This is a genomic window from Phaeobacter sp. S60 (assembly GCF_000826845.1).
GTDB lineage: Bacteria > Pseudomonadota > Alphaproteobacteria > Rhodobacterales > Rhodobacteraceae > Phaeobacter > Phaeobacter piscinae.
Map to the genome: position 1 here is coordinate 44,688 of NZ_JSWJ01000019.1, position 20,988 is coordinate 65,675.

17 protein-coding genes are annotated in these 20,988 nt (G+C 59.5%); 9 read left to right on the forward strand and 8 right to left on the reverse strand.

The features are described from left to right. Positions 1-262: 262 nt before the first annotated feature. On the forward strand, positions 263-1,252 hold the full coding sequence (locus OO25_RS17190) for a hypothetical protein (RefSeq protein ID WP_040181472.1): 990 nt from the start codon (positions 263-265) through the stop codon (positions 1,250-1,252). 175 nt (positions 1,253-1,427) lie between these two features. Next, a complete protein-coding gene (locus tag OO25_RS17195; protein WP_040172471.1) occupies positions 1,428-2,720 on the forward strand; it encodes an O-acetylhomoserine aminocarboxypropyltransferase/cysteine synthase family protein in 1,293 nt (430 codons plus the stop codon). A 67-nt stretch (positions 2,721-2,787) separates the two neighbouring features. On the opposite strand, the gene OO25_RS17200 is transcribed toward OO25_RS17195, so the two are convergent. After that, positions 2,788-3,504 carry an SIMPL domain-containing protein gene (locus OO25_RS17200; protein WP_040181474.1) on the reverse strand — a complete coding sequence of 239 codons (717 nt, stop codon included), beginning with the start codon at positions 3,502-3,504 and terminating at the stop codon, positions 2,788-2,790. A 169-nt stretch (positions 3,505-3,673) separates the two neighbouring features. Here OO25_RS17200 and OO25_RS17205 point away from each other — a divergent pair, with 169 nt between their 5' ends. Further along, on the forward strand, positions 3,674-6,388 hold the full coding sequence (locus OO25_RS17205) for a hypothetical protein (RefSeq protein ID WP_040181476.1): 2,715 nt from the start codon (positions 3,674-3,676) through the stop codon (positions 6,386-6,388). Between the two features lie 120 nt (positions 6,389-6,508). Here OO25_RS17205 and hppD read toward each other — a convergent pair whose 3' ends face one another. After that, positions 6,509-7,609: a 4-hydroxyphenylpyruvate dioxygenase gene (gene hppD / locus OO25_RS17210; protein ID WP_040181478.1), complete on the reverse strand. Its 1,101-nt coding sequence runs from the start codon at positions 7,607-7,609 to the stop codon at positions 6,509-6,511. A gap of 144 nt (positions 7,610-7,753) precedes the next feature. On the opposite strand from hppD, the gene OO25_RS17215 reads away from it, so the two are divergent. The 3 genes from OO25_RS17215 (at position 7,754) to OO25_RS17225 (ending at position 11,621) form a co-directional block, all read left to right on the forward strand. Further along, positions 7,754-8,209 carry an Lrp/AsnC family transcriptional regulator gene (locus OO25_RS17215; RefSeq protein WP_040172464.1) on the forward strand — a complete coding sequence of 152 codons (456 nt, stop codon included), beginning with the start codon at positions 7,754-7,756 and terminating at the stop codon, positions 8,207-8,209. Between the two features lie 62 nt (positions 8,210-8,271). Further along, a complete protein-coding gene (locus OO25_RS17220) occupies positions 8,272-9,492 on the forward strand; it encodes a PAS domain-containing protein (RefSeq protein ID WP_040181481.1) in 1,221 nt (406 codons plus the stop codon). A gap of 236 nt (positions 9,493-9,728) precedes the next feature. Next, the gene (locus tag OO25_RS17225; protein ID WP_040172459.1) at positions 9,729-11,621 is read left to right on the forward strand and encodes a monovalent cation:proton antiporter-2 (CPA2) family protein; all 1,893 of its coding nucleotides are present in this window, start codon (positions 9,729-9,731) and stop codon (positions 11,619-11,621) included. A gap of 72 nt (positions 11,622-11,693) precedes the next feature. Here the strand turns inward: OO25_RS17225 and cobT are convergent, their stop codons facing one another. Continuing rightward, positions 11,694-12,710 carry a nicotinate-nucleotide--dimethylbenzimidazole phosphoribosyltransferase gene (gene cobT, locus OO25_RS17230; RefSeq protein WP_040172577.1) on the reverse strand — a complete coding sequence of 339 codons (1,017 nt, stop codon included), beginning with the start codon at positions 12,708-12,710 and terminating at the stop codon, positions 11,694-11,696. A gap of 99 nt (positions 12,711-12,809) precedes the next feature. Between cobT and cobS the strand changes: the two genes are divergently transcribed. Beyond that, positions 12,810-13,568 (forward strand): adenosylcobinamide-GDP ribazoletransferase, encoded by a 759-nt coding sequence (cobS, locus tag OO25_RS17235; RefSeq protein WP_040172458.1) that lies wholly within the window; start codon positions 12,810-12,812, stop codon positions 13,566-13,568. A 634-nt stretch (positions 13,569-14,202) separates the two neighbouring features. Here the strand turns inward: cobS and OO25_RS17240 are convergent. From OO25_RS17240 to OO25_RS17260, 5 genes are all read right to left on the reverse strand, one after another. Further along, on the reverse strand, positions 14,203-14,715 hold the full coding sequence (locus OO25_RS17240) for a CarD family transcriptional regulator (protein WP_014873844.1): 513 nt from the start codon (positions 14,713-14,715) through the stop codon (positions 14,203-14,205). 362 nt (positions 14,716-15,077) lie between these two features. Continuing rightward, positions 15,078-15,416, reverse strand: a complete 339-nt coding sequence (gene fdxA, locus OO25_RS17245) for a ferredoxin FdxA (RefSeq protein ID WP_014873843.1) — start codon at positions 15,414-15,416, stop codon at positions 15,078-15,080. A 64-nt stretch (positions 15,417-15,480) separates the two neighbouring features. Beyond that, positions 15,481-15,846, reverse strand: a complete 366-nt coding sequence (locus OO25_RS17250) for an RNA-binding S4 domain-containing protein (RefSeq protein ID WP_040181655.1) — start codon at positions 15,844-15,846, stop codon at positions 15,481-15,483. Between the two features lie 28 nt (positions 15,847-15,874). Next, the gene (locus OO25_RS17255) at positions 15,875-18,892 is read right to left on the reverse strand and encodes a helicase-related protein (RefSeq protein WP_040181484.1); all 3,018 of its coding nucleotides are present in this window, start codon (positions 18,890-18,892) and stop codon (positions 15,875-15,877) included. 41 nt (positions 18,893-18,933) lie between these two features. Continuing rightward, complete coding sequence (locus OO25_RS17260; protein ID WP_040181486.1) at positions 18,934-19,503, reverse strand: tetratricopeptide repeat protein; 570 nt, start codon at positions 19,501-19,503, stop codon at positions 18,934-18,936. A gap of 97 nt (positions 19,504-19,600) precedes the next feature. Between OO25_RS17260 and OO25_RS17265 the strand changes: the two genes are divergently transcribed. After that, entirely contained in the window at positions 19,601-19,888 is a 288-nt protein-coding gene (locus tag OO25_RS17265; RefSeq protein WP_040172450.1) for an SCP2 sterol-binding domain-containing protein, read from the forward strand. Next, positions 19,888-20,850, forward strand: a complete 963-nt coding sequence (locus OO25_RS17270) for an alpha/beta hydrolase (protein WP_040181488.1) — start codon at positions 19,888-19,890, stop codon at positions 20,848-20,850. The genes OO25_RS17265 and OO25_RS17270 overlap by 1 nt, the downstream gene beginning before the upstream one ends. Positions 20,851-20,988 lie beyond the last annotated feature (138 nt).

The window sequence follows — 20,988 nt, forward strand, 5'->3', positions numbered from 1 at the left end:
CCATAGCTGCCTGATGAGCAACTGCTGTGGTATCTTCCCTGCGCTCGCCACGTGATCAGTCAGGTTCGGCGGTCGCGCCCCGCCAAATAGCTCTCTTCAGCTTGATCTGCGTTGCGGTCTGGACCCAAATGTCAAATCGATCCAAAGACATGCTGGTGACCGCTGCGGAAATATATGATCATGCCATCAACAAGATGAGAGGGGCTGTTGCGTGCCAGCGCAGGCGACGTGCTGACCGCCCCGAGCAACCGGAAGCAGTCGTATGACGGAAACACGTTTCAATATCATGATTGTCGGACAGGCGGGGCGGTTGCAATATGAGGCGGTGCTGTTTGCGGCCTCCCTGCGCCAATACGCCCCTGAATTTACAGGGCGGCTTTATGTGGCGGTCCCGCAGTCAGGCGCGCTCTGGACCAAGGATCCCAGCATTCGCAACAAACCGGTATTGGAGGCGTTGGAAGCCTTGGGAGCGGAGATTCTGCCGTTTCAATCCGTCGCCTTTGGCGAGAGCTACCCCTATGGCAACAAGATTGAGGCGCTTCTGGCCATGCCAGAGGGCGAACCATTTGTATTCTTTGACAGTGACACGCTGATCACCGGTCCGCTCAACCAGATACCGCTGGATTTTGCCCGCCCCTCGGCGTCACTGCGCCGGGAGGGGACCTGGCCGAAGCCTACGCTTTATGGTCCCGACATGACCGGGATTTGGCGCGCGCTATATGATCGCTTTGGTCTGGATTTCGACAGCAGCCTTGATCACAGCCAGCCTGAAAATTTCTGGCGCCGCTATCTCTATTTCAATGCCGGCTACTATTATGGGACCTGTCCCCGCGCCTTTGGTCAGCGGTTTCTTGAGTATGCAGTCTCCATCCGCGACGATCTGCCAAGGGCCTTGATCGGCCAGTCTCTGGATCCCTGGTTGGATCAGATCGCCCTGCCCTTGGTCATTCACAGCCTTGGCGGTGGGCGGGCGACACTGCCCGAGGGCTATCTTGATGGGGAGATGAGTTGCCATTACCGCAGCCTGCCGCTGCTATACGCGCGGGAAAGCGATGATGTGGTCGCCGCGCTGGAGACCGTCGCCAGACCGAATAAGATCAAGAAAGTTCTGAAGCAATATGAGCCGATGAAGCGCATGATCTATCAGGGTCGCGGCGCCAAGGTACGCGCGATGTTTGATCGAGAGAACCTGCCTCGTAAGGAGCAGGCTTTGCGCAACCGGATCAAATCCGCCGGTTTCTGGATGCGATAATCAGCCTCTTAGACATGCGCACTCTGCGGAAGAGTGCCTCGTGTGCCCAGCCGGATCCTGCGCCACGCGAGGCCAGCGCCAAATTGCAGCTTGCCTTACCGGTCGTGGCAGAGTGTTCTTACGCGCGAAACAAGTTCCGACCAGTAGGGTCGACCATTCAAGGGGAGCACATTCAATGTCTGAAGCGCCAAGCTACGGGTTCGACACATTGCAAATTCATGCCGGCGCCAAGCCCGATCCGGCCACCGGTGCGCGGCAGACGCCGATCTACCAGACCACCGCCTATGTGTTTCGCGATGCAGATCATGCGGCGGCCCTGTTCAACCTTCAGGAAGTCGGCTTTATCTATTCGCGTCTGACCAACCCGACAGTGGCCGTACTTCAGGAGCGCATTGCGACCTTGGAAGGTGGCGTTGGGGCGGTCTGCTGCTCCTCCGGCCACGCTGCCCAGATCATGGCGTTGTTCCCGCTGATGGGACCGGGATGCAATGTGGTGGCCTCAACCCGGCTATACGGGGGCACCGTCACCCAGTTCAGCCAGACCATCAAGCGGTTTGGCTGGTCGGCCAAATTCGTGGATTTTGACGACCCTGAGGCGGTGGCCGCAGCCATTGATGACGACACGCGGGCTGTGTTTGGCGAATCTGTTGCAAACCCTGGCGGCTATGTCACAGATATCCGCTCCATTGCGGATGTTGCGGATGCGGCGGGTGTACCGCTGATCATCGACAACACCTCGGCCACGCCCTACCTCTGCAATCCGATTGCTCATGGGGCGACGCTGGTTGTGCATTCCACAACAAAATATCTGACTGGCAACGGAACCGTGACCGGTGGTGTGATCGTGGACTCCGGCACATTTGACTGGTCGGCAAATGACAAATTCCCGTCGCTGTCGCAGCCCGAGCCGGCCTATCACGGGCTGAAGTTCCACGAGACCTTTGGCGGGCTGGCCTTCACCTTCCATGGCATTGCCATCGGCCTGCGCGATCTTGGCATGACCATGAACCCACAGGCCGCGCATTATACGTTGATGGGGATTGAGACCCTCAGCCTGCGGATGGAACGCCACTGCGAGAATGCCAAAACCGTGGCTTCGTGGTTGGAGCAGGATCCGCGCGTGGACTATGTGACCTACGCCGGGTTGCCATCCTCGCCCTATTATGATCGTGCGAAAGAACACTATCCCAAGGGCACTGGCGGGCTTTTCACCTTTGCGGTGAAGGGCGGGTATGACGCCTGTGTCAAACTGGTGAACTCGCTGGAGATCTTCAGCCATGTCGCCAACCTTGGCGATACCCGGTCACTGATTATCCACTCTGCCTCAACCACCCACCGCCAGCTGACGCCTGAGCAGCAGGAGGCGGCTGGCGCCGGGGCGAATGTTGTGCGCGTCTCTATCGGGATTGAAAACGCCGATGACCTGATTGGCGATCTAGATCAGGCCCTGAGCAAGGCGAGCAGCTAACCCGCTGATACCCAGCCAGTGTTACGTCATAAGGAAAAGGCCGGGACATCCCGGCCTTTTTTGGTTCTCAGTCGTTTGTCGGCAGCTTGATATCGTAAACCACGGAAACGCTGTGGCTGAAATTCAACTCACCTGCCTCGATCGGCATAGGAGCGCTGCGAGCCATCTCCACCGCCATCATCGGCTGGCCACCACCGGTGTCGCGGTCGAGAATTGACCGCACAGGGCCCAGCTCAACCCCCGCGGCCTCTGCCAGCTGGGCTGCCTTGCGTCGTGCATCTTTCACTGCGGCGCCGCGGATCTGGTCCTGCACTTTCGCCGGATCGGCGACGCCAAAACTCAACCCCCGGAAATCATTGGCGCCGACTTTTAGCACCTGATCCAGCACCTCGCCGAGTTGATCCAGGTCGCGGATGCGCAGGGACAGGGTATTGGAGGCGTTGAACCCGGTGATTTTGCGGAGGCCATCCGAATAGCTGCGGTCCTGAGACCAGACAGGATTTAGGGAAATCTGCTGGGTCTGCATATCCTCCGCTGCGATACCAGCCGCCCGCAATTCATCAACAACCGCGACCATCTTGGTTGAGACGGCGGACATGGCGAGAGCGGCCTCTTCGGCCTCTTCAGTGACGCCCAGGGTGATTGTCGCCAGTGTCGGGGTGACGGCGATACGCGCCTCACCGGTGACCGAGATCTGGCGATCCACCGGGGTTTCCTGCGCATGGGCAAGCCCTGTTGCCAGCAGAACCGCCAGCGCCGAGGCAAAGATATGTCTAGCTTTCATCGAACTGCTCCTTTTTCTGGGTGTAACATGGGGATGGCAATTGACCGCCTGCAAGGGGGAAATCGTGTCTTTTCCTTTCCCTTGCGCGCGCTCTGCCTTATGGTCTGCGCCAAGATCGCCCTGCCACACAGGGGTATGGGCATACTAAAGCTGAAGGCGTGTTTGCATCATGAAACCGGGGTTTGCACTCTCTCTGTCCTCCACCGGCGTTGGCCTGTTGCAACGTGCCGCCGGTGGTTGGCGCCAGATTGGCACGGTCTCGCTGGATGTCGAAGATCTAAGCGGCGCGCTAGCGGATCTGCGCCAATTGGGCGAACGCCATGCGCAGGGGCCAATCGCGTGCAAGCTGATCATCCCGAACGATCAGATTCGATATCTGACGCTTGAAACCGGGGTCACCGATCCCGACAGCCGCCGCGCCGCTGCTGAGCAAGGCCTCGATGGGGCCACGCCCTATCAGGTGGATGAGCTGGTCTTCGACCTGAGCGAGGATGGCGCACAAACCCATGTGGCCGCCGTCGCCCGCGAAACCTTGCAAGAGGCCGAAGATTTTGCGCTGGCGCATGGTTTCCTGCCGGTGAGCTTTGTTGCGATGCCGCAGGAGATGAGTTTTCTGGGAGAGCCGTTTTTTGGAGCGTCCCAAACCCTGCTTCAATCCGGCGAAGCCCTGGTTGAGCCTGACGGCGTCGCGGTGGTTGACATCGGCCCCGCCGACGCGCCGCCGACTATTGCTGACGCTGATGTGGATGCAGAGGGCGATGCAGACACGCCCTTAGACGAAAACGCATCACCCGAGGTGCCCCACACCACTGCGGCGCCGCTGACCACCACCGCTGATGATACTGCCTCTGCGGTCCCTGCCCCAACAGACCCCAAGGACGCATCTGCCGATGACAATCCCGACGATGTGTCTGACACTGCCGCAGCCAAGGGCAAAGAGGCTGACCAGACCATAGTTGAGCCGGATCACGTCCCAGACGCCGCGCCCGTCGCGGTCACCGAAGACACACCGGCACCGCCAACAGCTGTCGCTGCGAGCGGATTTTCGACACGACGACGCAAGGATGGGCACCTGCGCGCGCAGAAAACCTCTGTACCAACGGCCTCCCCCACACCGCCCAAAGCCCCTGCCGCAACCAAGCCCGGTGTTGAGGCCAATACCGCAACGCCACGTACAGATACCAAGCCAAAGGACGGCCCGCGGGTGGTGCCTCATGCTGCCTTAGGCTCCATTGCATTGGCCGACAGCCCGGCGACACCGGGAGACGGCACCGCCAAAACCCGGCCGCCAACTGCTCCGACGGCCGGGCTGGTCATACCATCCCCCGCCGCCAAGGGCGTCATCCCGCCCGCCCCAAAGGCATCAGGCCCGGCGCCGGTTCTACCCCGCGACGACACAACGGAAATCCCACTCACCGAGACGCCCAAGGACAAGAAATCGCTTCATGAGGCTGGCAAGGCCTCGCTGCTGGCCGGCGTCTCAAAGCAGAAGGTCGGCGGCAAGCCACGGTTCCTTGGCTTGGCCCTAGTGAGCGGTCTGCTAATCTTCATGGCGATTGTGGTGGCTTGGGCGATCCTCGCCGACAAGCAGTCCCGCAACGCGGTCAGTGATGCAAGTACAGCGCCCTTGGACAGATCAGACACAAGTGGTCCCGGTGATATCGCGCCCCAAGTCAGCGCGATACCAGATCAGCCTGATGGGGGAGCGTTGTTACCGCTGGACGCAACGCCAGACGGCACAGCGCCCGATGACACGGCTGCCCCTGCGGAGGGTGATGAAGGGTTGTCCAGTACGGATACCGCGGTTCTGGACGCGCTGCGGCTGGAGCAGGACACTACTCCAACAGCAGGTGGAACGCTCACGGAGGATCTGGACCGCGCCGAGCTGGCCCCGGAAACGGATGAACCTGAGGTGACGGCAGATCAGGACACGTCGCTGACACGCGCGGCACAATATGCCGCAACCGGCATCTGGCAACACGCACCTGAAACGCCCGAGACCCCGGGAACAGATACGCTTGAGACGCTCTATGTGGCGTCAATTGACCCGACCGATATCTCCGAAGATGCAATAGCCCTGCCCGATCAGACCCTGTTCGCCACGGATCTGGAACTGGGCGCGATCAGCACCCCCACCGCCGCCGGACAGCAGTTTGAGCTGGATGAGCGCGGATTGGTCAAGGCCACCCCGAACGGGACGCTGAACCCGGATGGGATCATGGTGTTTCTCGGCCGACCTGAAAAGGTGCCCCCACCGACCCCTGCCCGTCCAGACCCGGACGTTGCCGCTGCAGCGGAGGAAGCCGCGCGTCAGGCGATCCTGTCGGAACTTCGCCCTAAACAGCGCCCCAATGATCTCGTCGAGCAGAATGAACGCGCGCAGCTTGGCGGATTGAGCCGTGCTGAACTGGGCGCGCTACGCCCTCGCAGCCGTCCACCGGGGTTGAAACCGCCAGAGGAAAACAGTCTGCCCGCAACCGCACAGGCGATTGCCCGCTCCGTTGTGCCCCGTGGGCGGCCAGCCAATTTCGCCAATCTGGTCGACCGTGCGCAGCGCAATCGCCAGCGCAATGCGGCGGCCAGCATCTCAGAGGCGGTCACCAGCGCCCCGCCCCGGACAGTCACACCACGGATCCCATCCAGCGCCTCGGTTGCGCGGCAAGCGACCGTCGACAACGCGATCAATCTGCGCCGCGTGAACCTGATTGGTGTCTATGGCACCCCGTCAAATCGCCGCGCGCTGATCCTGATGCCCAACGGCCGTTACAAGAAGGTAAAAGTCGGAGATCGGATCGATGGCGGGCGTGTTGTGGCCATTGGCGACAGCCAGCTGCAATACCAAAAGGGCAATCGCAATCTAACGCTGAAAATTCCCAGCAGTTAAGGCCAACCCAGCCGGAACGATACGACCACGGCGCAGAAGATGCCCCAAATTGCGAACCAAATCGAAAAAGCCGGACCACCCTGGGCCCGGCTTTTGTCGTTTTGGTCTGCGAATGGTTGCTTACTCAGCCCCTGCAAGCTCTCCGTTGGCAATCTGCTCACGCTCAATCGACTCAAATAGCGCTTTGAAATTACCCTCGCCAAAGCCATCATCGCCCTTGCGCTGGATAAATTCGAAGAAAATCGGTCCGATCACGGTTTTGGAGAAGATTTGCAGCAGGATCTTGGTCTCCCCGCCGTCCACCACACCTTCGCCGTCAATCAGGATTCCGTGTTTCTGCATCCGGTCCAGCGGTTCCTCATGGCCGACCACCCGGTCGTGGCTCATCTCGTAGTAGCTGGCCGGAGGGGCCGGCATGAACTTGATCCCGCGGTCTGAAATCTCATCCGTCGCGCCATAGATATCCTCACTACCGACCGCGATGTGCTGGATACCCTCGCCGTTGTATTTTTTCAGATAGGAGACAATCTGCCCGGTTTCGCCACGATCTTCGTTGATCGGGATGCGGATGCGCCCACAGGGCGAGGTCAGTGCGCGGCTCAGCAGTCCGGTGAATTTTCCTTCGATATCGAAGAAACGGATTTCTTTGAAGTTGAACAACTCACCATAGAACCTGAACCATTTGTCCATATTGCCCTTGAAAACATTATGGGTCAGGTGGTCGAGGTAATAGAAGCCAACACCGCGCGGTTTCGACTGGGTGAGCCACTCAAACTCAGTGTTATACGGCGAGGTGTCATAATACTGATCAATAAAGTAGATCAGCGAGCCGCCGATCCCCTTGATCGCAGGGACGTCCATCGTCTTGTCGTCGCCTTCATAAGCTTCTGCCCCTTTGGCGACGGCGTGTTCGAAGGCCTTCTGCGCATCGACAACACGCCACCCCATAGACGGCGCGCATGGACCATGATCCGCCACGAAACGCTCTGCGAAGCTGCCTTTCTCGGCGTTCAGGATATAGGTGATATCACCCTGCTGCCACAGCTCGATGCCCGGCTTGTTCTTGTGGCGCGCCACCAGCTCATACCCCATGCGCGCAAAAAGATCGCGCAGCTCCTGCGGGTCAGGATGGGCAAATTCGACGAACTCGAACCCATCGGTCCCGGCCGGATTTTCGGCGCTGATGACGGATTTCGGGGCATTATGCGGGAACGGACCCATGCGGCTTCCTCCAGGTAGGGAATTGTGTAGCTGCATGTAGAATATCGCACTTCAGATGCTTGTTTTGCGCATAGTTTAGGATATGCCAGTGTACAGATGCGCAAATCACGCGCGTTATTCCGCATACTCGTGAAAGTCCCGCACATGTTAGACGCAACTGATCAGAAACTGCTCTCCGCACTGCAAAAAGACGCCCATCTGACCGCACAGCAGCTGGGGGAACTGCTAAACCTCTCAGCGAGCCAGGCCGGGCGGCGCCGACAACGTCTGGAGGCCGACGGCTATATCCGCAGCTACGAGGCGCGGTTGGATCCTGACAAGCTGGGGTTGAGTGTTCAGGGGTTTGTGCAGGTCCACCTAGAGAGTCACGGACCTGAACAATCTGAACGATTTTCACGGCTGGTCCGGATGCGCCCTGAAATCACCTCAGCCTGGACCATGACCGGCGAAGCTGATTATTTGCTTAGGGTATTTTGCACCGATCTTGCTGCCCTAAACCGGCTTCTGCACGAAATTTTGCTGCCGCACCCAACAGTCGCACGGGTTCAGAGCCAGATTGTAATGGCGCAATTAAAAAGCGATGGCCCCCTGCCGACTTAAGGTTCCGTGAACACTCGTGCGCTATACAATCACGGTACAGACTTAGAGATTGGATAGAGACCGTGTCCTTTGTAGATCGTCGCATTGAAAGCCGCCCCACCCGCGGCGAGGCTCCATTTGGGCTAAACGAGGTATTTTTCTCCCGCACCGATAGCCGCGGGGTCATCCTCGCCGGTAATTATGTGTTTCGCAGGGTATCCAACTACGAGTGGGAAGAACTGCTCGGCGCGCCGCATAACACCATTCGGCACCCAGATATGCCGAAAGGTGTGTTTAAATTGTTCTGGGACACCATCCAGAGCGGCCAGACCATGGGAGCCTACGTCAAGAACAAGTCGAAGGACGGTCTGCATTACTGGGTCTATGCTGTCGTAGTCCCTTGTGCCGAGGGCTATCTGTCGGCGCGGATAAAACCAAGCAGCAAGTTGTTCGACGATGTTCAAGGCCTCTACGCCAAACTGCTTGCTGCGGAGCAGAACGAAGACCTGTCACCTGAAGAAAGCGCTGAGCGATTGAAGAGCTGGGTCGTCGATCAGGGCTACGACGACTATCGCCAATTCGCGACCAAAGCGATAAGCGAGGAACTGATCGCGCGTGACACCGGGCTGGATAATGAACCGGATCAGATGATAGTCGATCTGTGCCAGACGCTGGACAACGCCAAAACACTCGTCGGCGAGACTGAAGGCCTGATCAAGGATTTTGACGCCATGCATACGATTCCGCATAATCTGCGGGTTATCGCATCGCGCATCGAGCCGTCGGGCGGCCCCGTCACAGTGCTCTCACAAAACTACGGCGCGATGTCGCGTGAAATGTCTGATTGGTTTGCTGCCCATGTTATGGGCAAGGACAGCAATTTTGCGGTGATTGAAGCCGCGGTGGACGATTCTCTGTTTGTTGAGTGCATGGTTCGTGTTCTGAAGGAATGTGATATTCAGCTCCAAAAAGAACGGCGCAGCCTCGGAGAAATGGATATGCAGGGGGAACGTGATCTACTGGCTCAATTGGTGAGCGAGCAGCTCGAACGGGCCGGCAAGGGGCTTGATCAGGTGGAGCGCGAAGCCTCACGTATCATGCACGCCTGTCAGGTTATGCACCGCCATTTCCTGGGCCTCAGCTCGACCCGGGTTCTGTGTAAGATCGAAAGTGCCCGCCTCCCCGAGTCGGGTGAAACGCTGGCAGATATCATCGACCAGCTTGGCGTGTTTCAGGAACGTATTTCGCAGCGGCTGGAGCGTATTGCACGACTCAGCAGCGAGATCCGCTCCCTGGAGCGTTGACCATTCTCACCGGTGCCAAGTGAGCCTCGAAAGCAGCCCCTGTAGTTCCTGAAGACACGCGTGCCTTGGGGCGACCACCGGAGGGCGCAGTTGGCCGGTCAAGTGGGTCTACGCGGGTTGCTTTCCCCCAACCATTTGCAGCCATTGCAGCGCCAGGAAAGGCCGCTCGGGCGCGCTGCACTGCCATGGCATGTTAAACATTGCCAAGCCGGGCACCGCTTGCGATACCAAAGCATATGGATGCATTTCTCTATCAAGCGACAATTTACCTTGCAGCCGCGGTGATTGCCGTCCCCATTGCGGCACGTCTCGGGCTTGGGTCGGTCCTAGGCTATCTGGCAGCCGGCATCATCATCGGACCCGTGTTCGGCTTCGTTGGAAGCGAAGCCGAAGATCTGCGCCATTTTGCCGAATTCGGCGTTGTTATGATGCTCTTTCTGATCGGGTTGGAGCTGGAGCCGCGCGCACTTTGGGCGATGCGGCATAAGCTGCTCGGTTTGGGCGGCCTGCAGATCCTCGTCAGCACGATGGCCCTGATGGGGGCCGCTATGCTGGCCGGCGAGACCTGGCAGGTGGGGCTGGCCGTCGGGCTGGCGCTCTCGCTCTCCTCAACCGCCATCGTACTGCAGACCCTTTCTGAGAAGGGGTTGATGCGGACCGGCGGGGGTCGGGCCACATTTTCAGTTCTGCTCACGCAGGACATCGCGGTCATCCCGATTCTTGCCTTGCTACCGCTGCTGGCGGCCCAACATGGCGCGCAGATCACCGGGGATGGATCCATCGCGCGCACCGCTGATGATGCCCATGGCGCATCCAGCCACGCCACTCTCTCACTGGTCGAAGGGCTGCCGGGGTGGGCTGTCACTCTGGTGACCCTTGCTGCAATAGCTTCAATTGTGTTGGCCGGAGTTTATCTGGCACGGCCAGTGTTCCGGTTTATCCATGCCTCCAACCTGCGCGAAATGTACACGGCCCTGGCGCTGATGATCGTCGTTGGCATCTCCTTCCTGATGACGCTGGTCGGTCTCTCGCCTGCGCTTGGCGCTTTTTTGGCGGGGGTCGTGCTGGCAAACAGTGAATTTCGGCACGAGCTAGAGAGCGACCTCAACCCCTTCAAGGGGCTGCTTCTGGGCCTGTTTTTCATCACGGTCGGCGCCGGCATCAACTATCGCCTGTTTCTGGCCGAACCGGGCGATCTGATCGGTCTTGCCCTTCTGGTCATCATTGCAAAAGGCGCGGTGCTCTACTTTGTGGGCAAAGCGTTCGGCCTGAAGAAACGTGACCACTGGCTGTTTACGCTGGGCCTTGCGCAGGCGGGTGAGTTCGGATTTGTCCTGCTGGCATTTTCCCGGCAGCTCAATGTGGTGCCACCCGAACTGTCAGAGAAATTGCTTCTTGTGATCGCGCTATCCATGCTGATCACACCGCTGCTGTTCATCCTCCATGACCTGCTGTCGAAATACAGCAAGGACAGCCCCAAGGAACAGGCCGCAGATGAGATCGACGAAGAAGGTCCGGTCATCGTGGCCGGGATTGGACGCTTCGGTCAGATCGTCAATCGCCTGGTCCGTGCCAGTGGGTTCAATACCGTGGTTCTGGACAGCAACATGGCATCCGTGCAGCTGATGCGGCGGTTTGGCGTCAAGAGCTTCCTCGGTGATCCGACCCGCCCCGAACTGCTGAAAGCAGCAGGTATTGCAAAGGCTAAGGTTCTTGTTGTGGCACTTGACGACAGAGAGGCGGCGCTTAGGCTGGTTGCCCATGCCCGCCGCGGCTATCCGGATCTGCATATTATTGCGCGCGCATTTGATCGCAACCACGTGTTTGAGCTCTACAGGGCAGGGGCGAATGATATCGTGCGTGAGATGTTCGACAGTTCCCTGCGCGCCGGACGCTATGTTCTAGAGCAGATCGGGCTGAGCGAATATGAGGCGGCGCAAGCCGAACAGACGTTCTATGCCCATGATCGTCAGACCGTGCGTGAACTGGCGAGCCTCTGGATCCCCGGAACGCCAACCAGCGAAAACCCGGCTTATATCGCCCGCGCCCGTGAGCTGGAAAAAGATCTGGAAACAGCGTTGCTCGAGCTTGCTGAGGCCAAGAAGTCCTCCGACCAGAAGTCAGCATGACCGCGCCGCTGCGTCGCGCGGCCGGTCAGAAGGCGCTACGGCTAGGTGGTATCGGCGGCATATAGCAACGGCTCAACTGCCGGTAACGCCCGCCTCTTCAAAAGTTGCCATGCCGCTGTGGCACGCGACAGCCGCCCGCAGCACTTGGATGGCCAAGGCCGCACCAGACCCCTCCCCAAGGCGTAGATCCAGCGAGAGAAACGGTGGCTTACCAAGATGGGTCAGCAATGCGGCATGGGCGCTTTCGGCACTCTGGTGACCGGCGACGACATGATCCAGTGCCGCCGGGTGGGTCCGCATCAAGCAGGCGGCCGCCGCACAACAGATAAATCCGTCCAGAATGACCGGAATTTTCATCATGCGAGCCGCGGTCATGGCCCCGGCCATGGCGGCAATCTCGCGCCCGCCGAGGCGGCGCAGCGCCTCAACACCGTCGGTGATGGCCGGGCCGTGCAACGCCACCCCTTCCGCCACAACGCGAGTTTTGTTCGCAAGGCCCGTGTCATCGACACCAGTCCCACGTCCGGTCCAATCCCCGGCGTCACCGCCGAACAGCGCGCAGGCCAGCGCCGCGGCCGGTGTGGTATTGCCTATGCCCATCTCTCCCACCACAAGCAGATCGGCGGAGGGATCAACCGATTTCCACCCGGTTTGCAGCGCGCTAAGTAATTCAGCGCTGTCCATGGCCGCGTCTTTGGTAAAATCCTTCGTTGGCGTTTCCAGATCGAGACTATGGACATCAAGACGGGCGCCCGCCAGCTTGGCCAGCTGGTTGATCGCGGCGCCGCCGTGTTTGAAGTTGGCGACCATTTGCGCGGTCACCTCGCTGGGAAAGGCCGAGACCCCCTGTTGCACGATCCCGTGGTTGCCTGCAAAGACGATCACCTGCGGCGCGCGGATCACAGGACGCTCTGTGCCACGCCAGCTGCCATACCAAATCGCCAAATCCTCGAGCCGCCCAAGCGAACCCGGCGGTTTGGTCAATTGACTGTTGCGTTCGGCCGCCGCCGTTTCAGCCCGTTCATCCACGCCCGGAGCCTGCGCAAGCTGCGCACGAAAGTGATCAAGCGAAAAGAGCGGTGACAGCATGGAAAGCCTCATTGCATCGAAGGGGTCGTCGCAGGTAAAGCGGGTCATCCGTATGTACCGGTTCATCTTGACACCGCAAGCCCTCCGTGAGGCCCGCAAATGCGAAAAAACGACATATCTGGTGTAGATTTTCTGCTTGTGTTGATCTTGTTAACACGGTTGCCCATGCCAGTGTTGCAAAAACAGCGGTTTGCGCGGCATGCGCACGCGACATGGGCATTTCCCTTCGCCGGGGTTGCCGTTGCGGTACCGGCGTGTCTTTCTGCGGCGATCCTGCTTAGGGCGGGCCTGAATCCGATGCTGGCGGCTGGGATTGCGCTACTTATGCAAACGCTACTGACGGGTGCCATGCACGAAGACGGATTGGCGGACACCGCAGACGGGTTCTGGGGGGGCTTCACCCGTGAGCGGCGGTTGGAGATCATGAAGGACAGCCAAATCGGCACTTATGGTGTACTGGCGCTGATCCTGACAATTGGTCTGCGCTGGATGGCCTATGCGGGCCTGCTGGCGGCAGGTGCAGTGTGGGCGCTCTTGCCGGTGGCTATGCTGAGCCGGGCTATGATGCCGGCCGTTATGGCCGCTCTGCCAAATGCGCGCGCCACCGGCCTGTCCTCCGCCGTCGGGCGCCCTCCCTGGCGCAACTGCGGATTGGGGCTGGCGATTGCAACGCTAGCTGCCGTTCTAATCCTTGGCTGGACCGCCTGGGGCCCCCTCCTGGCAATGTGTGTTGTGACTGCCGTCATCGCCGCCACCGCCCAGACCAAGATCGGTGGGCAGACCGGAGATGTCCTGGGGGCGACGCAGCAACTAAGTGAGCTTGTCGGACTGCTCTGCCTGACGGCCGCGCTGAGCTGAACGCCTCTATGTATTCAACTCTGTTGATGCTGATCTCTGCCTGCTCGTTACGGTGTTGACGACATCCTGTACCCAAACCAAGGCGGGGCAGCCCACTTTGGTTACAAGTATAGACAACTCGCTGCAGATTAAAGATCACTGCGTCAGCCGTACGAATAAGCCCCCCAACTCTAGAAAGAATACCAACTATATTTCGCCAACAAGCCTCCCCATGGTGAAGACGCTACTGCCAGTGGTTTCAGCCCCGCACCGCTGCCGCAGTTGAGAGGAGTGGATCAGTCTCACTCCCGCAAAATGCAAAAAAGGCACCCCTTCGGGCAGAGTGGTTTCCAAAAACAACCTCAACACAACGATGTGTGTCAACGAGTGGACGGATGAGCCAGAATCTAATGCTGGCGCCCGTTTTAGCCCCGCACGGCCATGCAGATCAGCTAGGCGAGGACTTTTTCCCATTATCCATGGACTCAGTTGTTCGGGGGAATCGTAGGTTGCACCGCCTTGTCAAATCCACGCGGCAACATCAGGTGGGGCTAGAACATAGGCCCAAGAATAAAAGGCCACGCCCTGAGACGCAGCCTTTGTTTTGATTCCCAAAATATACAGCAGACTAGATCAACGCTGTATTAGGTGATGATCACGCTGCAGCGCGGGAGGTCAGCACCTCGTCAACCTGCTTTGCAGCAGAAATTTCATCGCCACCAGACACCGCAGCGACCTCACGTGTCAGACGCTCAAGCGCGGCCTCATAAAGCTGACGTTCCGAATAGCTCTGCTCACGCTGATCATCGGTGCGGTGCAGGTCGCGGACCACTTCCGCGATGGAAATCAGATCACCCGAGTTGATTTTCTGCTCATACTCTTGGGCACGGCGCGACCACATCGCGCGCTTTACTTTCGCCTTACCCTTGAGCGTGGTCATCGCTTTGGCGATCACATCGGGGGAGCTGAGCGACCGCATGCCAATTTCGGTTGCCTTGTTGGTTGGCACCCGCAGGGTCATCTTGTCCTTCTCGAAGGTGATCACAAACAGTTCCAGCGCGAAGCCGGCCACTTCCTGCTCCTCGATCGAAATGATCTGGCCTACGCCATGGGCGGGGTACACAACATAGTCGTCGGGGCGGAATTCAGGCTTCTTCGATTTAGTCATACAGGTCTTTCCTCGCTATGTGCCGATGTCAGGATCGGCTGGGCTGCCACAGGTCCACACGCGCGATGATCCGAAGATCCGCGTCGCAGACATGTCGCAGGAAAACCGCCAACAGACCCGTGCGACATAAGGCGCACAGCCAAGGCGGACATCCGTGATTGGTCATTTGCTGACTGAGTATATCACAATTTTTGCCTTACAAAAAGGCGAGGACCCGTGAAACCTCATGGTGGCGGGCTATCGGACCATAGAAAACACCGCAAAACGGGCTCACCTTCCAGCGCATCCCTGGCAGCAGCGCCAAGAACACCGGAGGTGAGTCGCCGCTCATATGATGCGATAGTCCTGCCAGGAGCCTTGGCTCAGCCGCCTTCGCCTGGAGCCTCGGAGAAATATTTCTCCAGCTTGCCCTCTTCACCGTCGCGCTCTTCCGCCTCGGGAAGCGGGTCTTTCTTGGAGACGATGACCGGCCACATTTCAGAATATTTGCGGTTGAACTCAACCCATTTATCCATGTCCGGTTCCGTATCGGGGCGGATCGCGTCCGCCGGGCATTCCGGTTCACAAACACCGCAATCAATACATTCATCAGGGTGGATCACCAATGTGTTCTCACCCTCATAGAAGCAATCGACCGGACAGACTTCGACGCAGTCGGTGTATTTGCAGGCGATGCAGTTATCCGTAACGACATAAGTCATGGTTGGCCGAGTCCCGTAGCTGTTTGGCTTGTAGCTAAATCACCGAAGCGCCGGCTTCAAGATGTCAAAACGCACCATCCCGGCGACTAAGATCAAGCGCTCTGCGCTCCTTCTTATCCGGGCGACCTTTTCCCTCGTAGCGCGGGTTACGCGGCACGGGGTCCTGTTTTTCGATCAAATCAAAGTACAGCGCCTGTGCCTCTGGGGCTGGTCCGCGCCGTGTTCCGAGGGCTTCGATCCGCACGGTTCGGATGATGCGGCCCTGCGGGAAGGTCAGAACATCCCCGGAAGAGACGTTCTGAGCCGGTTTTGCGATTTTGTTGCCATTGAGACGAAGATGACCACCACTGACCATTTTGGCGGACAGGCTGCGGGTCTTGAAGAACCGCGCCTGCCACAACCATTTGTCAATTCTGATCTTTTCGCTCACCAGCACCCTCTTCGGTTTCAGCAGCCGATCAATCGGATTGCTTCAACCCCATCAGCGCTGCGGCAAAGGGGTTGTCGGGGTCAATCTGCTTTTCCTTCTTCGGCGGGCGCGCCGAATAGGTCTTGCTGCCCTGATCCTGACGGCCGCCCTTTTTGCCGGGTTTGCCATCACGACCGCCCGGCTTACCGCCGCGCGGTTTGCCCTTGCCACGCGGGGCATCACCACCGCGTTTGGCACCGCCACGGTCGCCGCCAGCCTCCTGACCACGCCGATTGCCGTTGCGGTTTCCACCGGTCTTGCGAGCGCGGCCCCAGGTGAAGGTATAGAAAACCTCGGTTTCCTGCTCCTCAACCTTCGCATCCGCCGCATCGCCGACAGGTGTCTCAATTTCTGCGGTTTCCGGGATCGGATCGGCAGCAACCGGATCAGCGAGCTCTTCCGCCACAGGCGCAACGCCGGCATCTTCGATCCCGGTGACCTCAACCGGAACGTCAGCAGGCGCGGCCGGGTCGGCGACCACAGCGTCGGTGGTTGCAGCGGTGTCAGCCTCATCCGGCGCAGCGGCAGGCGTGTTCTCAACCTGCTGAGCGGCATCCATAACAGGAACATCGGCTTCGGGCGTGCCGGTTTCAGTCACCACCGCATCAACAGCCTTGGCTTTCACCCGCTCGCCCTTGTCAGCCTGGTAGCCAAGCCCCTGCATCAGATCGGCAAACTGCTCCAGCGTCATGCCGGTGATCGACAGCATGTCGGCCTTGGCTTCAAAACCGCCACGGCTGTCTTCGGCCCGCAGCATATCTGCAAGGCGTTCCAGCATATCGATACGGATCATGCGTTCGCCTGCATTGCGATACCCGCACATGGTATCATACCCCTGCGGTGCATCCTTGATGACCGGCACGGTCACCAGACCAGCTGGTGGTGCATCCGGGAACTCCCCCAGACCTTCGGCAAGCGCCCAGAGCACCAGACGCAGGCGCGTCGGCGCCGGCTTCAGCAGCAGCGGCATGAAGATGGTGAACTGGCCAAACCGAATGCCATGCTTGCGCAGCGCGCCACGGGCATCCTGATCCAGATCCTTCACCTCTTGTGCGACGGCTCCACGCGGCAGAAGACCCAGCCCCTCGACCATGCGGAAGGCAAAGCCACGCGCAAGGCCGGTCAGCTCTTCGTCCCGCTGCAGGTTGAGCAGCGGTTCAAACAGCGCGTTGACCTTGCGGGAGATGAAATGCTGCAGGCGGCGTTCGACTTTCTGAGCGACGTCTGCCCCAGCAGCGTCATCGACAAAAACCTCGATGCGTGGGTTCAGCGGATCTGCGCCGGCCACCAATTTGCCGACAGCATGCTCGCCCCACATCAGGCCGCCCTGATCGGTAAAATCAATTTCAGTATCCGGCGCGTTGTAAAAACGGTCAGCCCGGAGATGGAAATGCGGTGCGAGTGCTTGCAGGGAGGCGGATTTCAACGCCTTTGCCTCGGCGCCCTGAGCGCTCTTGTCCGGCGAGAACCGGAACCCTTCAAGACGACCAACGAATTCACCTTCGACGGTCACTTCACCCTTGTCATTCACTTCGGCCAAAAGGGCCTCCTTCTGTTTGAGCCGGCGCAAAAGCACGGATGTGCGCCGGTCCACAAATCGCTGAGTCAGACGTTCGTGCAAGGCGTCCGACAATCTGTCTTCTACAGCGCGCGTCTCTCCGCGCCAATGACTTTCATCACGGACCCAGCCGTTCCGTTGTGCAACGTAGGTCCAGGTCCGGATAAAGGCCAAACGTTTCGACAATGCGTCAATGTCGCCATCAACCCTGTCGATCCGTTTTATCTGCCGTGCCAGCCAATCGTCCGGCACCACACCGGACCCGTGCAGATACTGGAACAAAACGCCCAAAAGGCCAGAATGTTCCGACTGAGAGATGCCGCGAAAATCGGGAACCCGGCAGACGTCCCACAGCAGTCGCACAGAGGGGGCGTTGGTTGTCCGCGCCAGAATTTCATCCTGCTGGGAAAGCGATTTCAGCGCGATAAGATCATCCGCTTCACGTGCGCGAACCAGATTCTGATCCTCCGGTGCTGATTCGAGGGAACGGATCAGCGCCTCTACAGTGCCAAATTGAAGCTTGGAGGACCGCCAGTTCAGCTTTTTCAGCGGCGTGAAACGATGCTCCATGATGGCCTGCGCCACACCATCGTCCAGCGGCGGCGCGTCGCCGGTCACCCCGAAACTGCCGTGGCTCATGCCGCGCCCTGCCCGCCCGGCGATCTGCGCCAACTCATTGGGCGCCAACTGCCGCATCCGGCGCCCATCAAATTTGGTCAGGGAGGAAAAGGCAACGTGATCAATATCAAGGTTGAGCCCCATGCCGATGGCATCGGTCGCAACCAGATAGTCCACCTCTCCGTTCTGGTATAGCTCCACCTGGGCGTTCCGCGTCCGTGGGCTGAGCGCGCCCATGACCACCGCCGCGCCGCCCTTTTGACGGCGCAGAAGTTCGGCAATGGCATAAACGTTGTCGATGGAAAACCCGACGATGGCTGTGCGGGCGGGCATCCGGCTGAGCTTCTTTGAGCCAGAATAGACCAGATCCGAAAGCCGCTCCCGGCGCAGAAACTGGACGCCGGGGACCAGTGCTGCGATCGGGCCGCGCATGGTATCCGCACCCAAAAACAGTGTCTCCTGCGTGCCACGCGCCCGCAGCAGACGGTCAGTGAACACATGTCCGCGTTCCGGATCGGCGCAGAGCTGAATCTCATCTACCGCCAGAAAATCACAGCCCATGCCCTCGGGCATCGCCTCAACCGTGCAGATCCAATACTGCGCACGCGGCGGAACGATCCGCTCCTCCCCGGTGACCAGCGCCACCACAGAGGGGCCACGGGCCGCCACCACCTTGTCATAAACCTCCCGCGCCAGAAGACGAAGCGGAAACCCCATAACACCGGTGCGGTGCCCCAACATGCGTTCGATTGCATAATGCGTCTTGCCGGTGTTGGTCGGTCCCAGAACCGCCAGGACCCGGGAGGTCCCGGAACTCTGCATGCCTGTCATGATAGTGCCCTCAACGCCCGAACCGCGCCCAATTGCCCGCTTTACAGCTCTTTGCCTTCGACTGTGGTCTTCAGCCGATCAAGCGCGCTGGTTATCGCCTCGTGATGCGGATGTATAGCCTGCGCCCTCTGATAGGCCTCATAGGCATTTTGCGGATCATTGAATTGTTCGAACATCGCTCCCAGCGCAAAGATCGCGTTGTAGTCATTAGGGTTCAACATCAGCGTCCGCTCCAGATCCGCCACCGCAGGCCCGAAAAGCCCCGCAGTAAAATAGGCCCGCGCACGTTCATACCAACCGGTCGCAAATCCGGGCGCGTGATCGGTCAGCGCGGTCAGATGCTCAATGGCAATACGGATGTCGCCCCGCTCCAGAGCGTCCTTGCCTCGTTTCAGCAAAAGGTCCATCGCCGGAGAACCACTGCTCCCCCAAAGCGCCTGCAATGACCTGTCTAGGCCAATCGCCTCGCCCGGGTCGGCCTGGGCCAGCGCCGCAAGCAATCCCGCCTCATCCACGGGGTCCTCCGCACGCGCCTGCAAAGGCACGGAAAACAGGACTGTCAAAGACGTTGCCGCCACGATAGCTTTGAGATTGGAGAATTTTGCAACCATGATGGGTTAAGTGTAACCGCGCAGCCCGCGTTTTCCAGAGCCTGGGGGCCTTCCCTCACATAAATTTGCGGCTGCGGACCAAATATGAGGACTGAACATGAGCGAAACGCTGACCCAAGCAGCAGAAACGCTGAACGAAAAAATGGACGGCGGCTTTGATGGCTCCGCCAAATTCGACATCACCGGCATGGGCACAATCATGCTTGACCAGAATGGTGCGCGCGTCGCTGACGAAGAGGCCGAAGTCACCATGACTGCCGACGCCGAGACGTTCCAGTCGATCATCGAAGGGGAACTGAACCCGACCACAGCCTTCATGAGCGGCAAGCTGACCATCGATGGTGACATGGGCACCGCGATGAAACTGGCATCGGCGATGGCCTGATGGACGCGCACCTGATGGATCTGACCCCCGCTCCATTCTTTGCCGATATCGCGCGAGGACCCGACGGCGGCCAGGCCCATTGGGTAACCACCAGCGATGGCCTGCGCATCCGCGTGGGCCATTGGCGTCCGGACGGCGCCGAAAAAGGCACGTTGCTGCTGTTTCCGGGACGCACCGAATACATCGAGAAATACGGCGCCGCTGCCCAGGACCTGGCCGACCGCGGCTATGCTACATTGGCGGTTGACTGGCGTGGCCAGGGGCTTGCTGACCGGATGCTGCCCGAGCGCCTTCTGGGTCATGTCGGGGCGTTTCGCGATTTTCAGAAAGATGTCGACGCTGCGGTGAATCTGGCAGAGCGACTGGCGTTGCCGAAACCCTGGTTTGTTCTTGGCCACTCCATGGGCGGGGCCATCGGGCTGCGCGCCGTGATGGAGGGGCTGCCGGTGAAGGCCTGTGTGTTTTCCGCCCCGATGTGGGGCATTCAGATTCCCCCGGCCCTGCGCCCTGTGGCGCGGTTGCTCAGCGCGATGGGCGACCGGTTCGGCATTGGCGCGATGCGGACCCCGACAACCACCCTTGCCCCTTATGTGCAGGCCAGCCCGTTTGAGGGCAATTCGCTCACCAATCATGCGGAGATGTATCGTCTCATGCAGGATCAGCTGGCGGCACAGCCGGATCTGTCGCTCGGCGGGCCGACGGTGCGGTGGCTGGGTGAGAGTCTGCGTGAATGCGCCGACCTTGCAAAAATGCCCTCTCCCGCGCTGCCCTGCATCACCTTCCTCGGGACGCAAGAACAGATCGTCAACACCGCTGCCATCCATGATCGCATGGCCCGCTGGCCCGGCGGGGAACTGGATCTGGTCAAGAACGCGCAGCACGAGGTGATGATGGAAGGGGCTGACACACGCCGCAGCATTTTCGACAAGATGACCCGGTTATTTGACCAATACGCCGACTAGGCTGCCCTGTGCCGTAAGATTGGATCAGAGCGCACAGCCTTGGTCATGCGCATAAATCACGCAACACGCAGGGCGGTTGCTTGTGATCCCCTGCCCTCGCGCTTAGATGTCGAAGCAGACATAAAACAGCCTGAGGTG

What these genes read in the sequence shown, in the direction of transcription:
- OO25_RS17190 (WP_040181472.1), top strand. Translation starts at nt 263, where the DNA reads ATGACGGAAACACGTTTCAATATCATGATTGTCGGACAGGCGGGGCGG.
- OO25_RS17195 (WP_040172471.1), top strand. Translation starts at nt 1,428, where the DNA reads ATGTCTGAAGCGCCAAGCTACGGGTTCGACACATTGCAAATTCATGCC.
- OO25_RS17200 (WP_040181474.1), bottom strand. Translation starts at nt 3,504, where the DNA reads ATGAAAGCTAGACATATCTTTGCCTCGGCGCTGGCGGTTCTGCTGGCA.
- OO25_RS17205 (WP_040181476.1), top strand. Translation starts at nt 3,674, where the DNA reads ATGAAACCGGGGTTTGCACTCTCTCTGTCCTCCACCGGCGTTGGCCTG.
- hppD (WP_040181478.1), bottom strand. Translation starts at nt 7,609, where the DNA reads ATGGGTCCGTTCCCGCATAATGCCCCGAAATCCGTCATCAGCGCCGAA.
- OO25_RS17215 (WP_040172464.1), top strand. Translation starts at nt 7,754, where the DNA reads ATGTTAGACGCAACTGATCAGAAACTGCTCTCCGCACTGCAAAAAGAC.
- OO25_RS17225 (WP_040172459.1), top strand. Translation starts at nt 9,729, where the DNA reads ATGGATGCATTTCTCTATCAAGCGACAATTTACCTTGCAGCCGCGGTG.
- cobT (WP_040172577.1), bottom strand. Translation starts at nt 12,710, where the DNA reads ATGCTGTCACCGCTCTTTTCGCTTGATCACTTTCGTGCGCAGCTTGCG.
- cobS (WP_040172458.1), top strand. Translation starts at nt 12,810, where the DNA reads ATGCGAAAAAACGACATATCTGGTGTAGATTTTCTGCTTGTGTTGATC.
- OO25_RS17240 (WP_014873844.1), bottom strand. Translation starts at nt 14,715, where the DNA reads ATGACTAAATCGAAGAAGCCTGAATTCCGCCCCGACGACTATGTTGTG.
- fdxA (WP_014873843.1), bottom strand. Translation starts at nt 15,416, where the DNA reads ATGACTTATGTCGTTACGGATAACTGCATCGCCTGCAAATACACCGAC.
- OO25_RS17255 (WP_040181484.1), bottom strand. Translation starts at nt 18,892, where the DNA reads ATGACAGGCATGCAGAGTTCCGGGACCTCCCGGGTCCTGGCGGTTCTG.
- OO25_RS17260 (WP_040181486.1), bottom strand. Translation starts at nt 19,503, where the DNA reads ATGGTTGCAAAATTCTCCAATCTCAAAGCTATCGTGGCGGCAACGTCT.
- OO25_RS17265 (WP_040172450.1), top strand. Translation starts at nt 19,601, where the DNA reads ATGAGCGAAACGCTGACCCAAGCAGCAGAAACGCTGAACGAAAAAATG.
- OO25_RS17270 (WP_040181488.1), top strand. Translation starts at nt 19,888, where the DNA reads ATGGACGCGCACCTGATGGATCTGACCCCCGCTCCATTCTTTGCCGAT.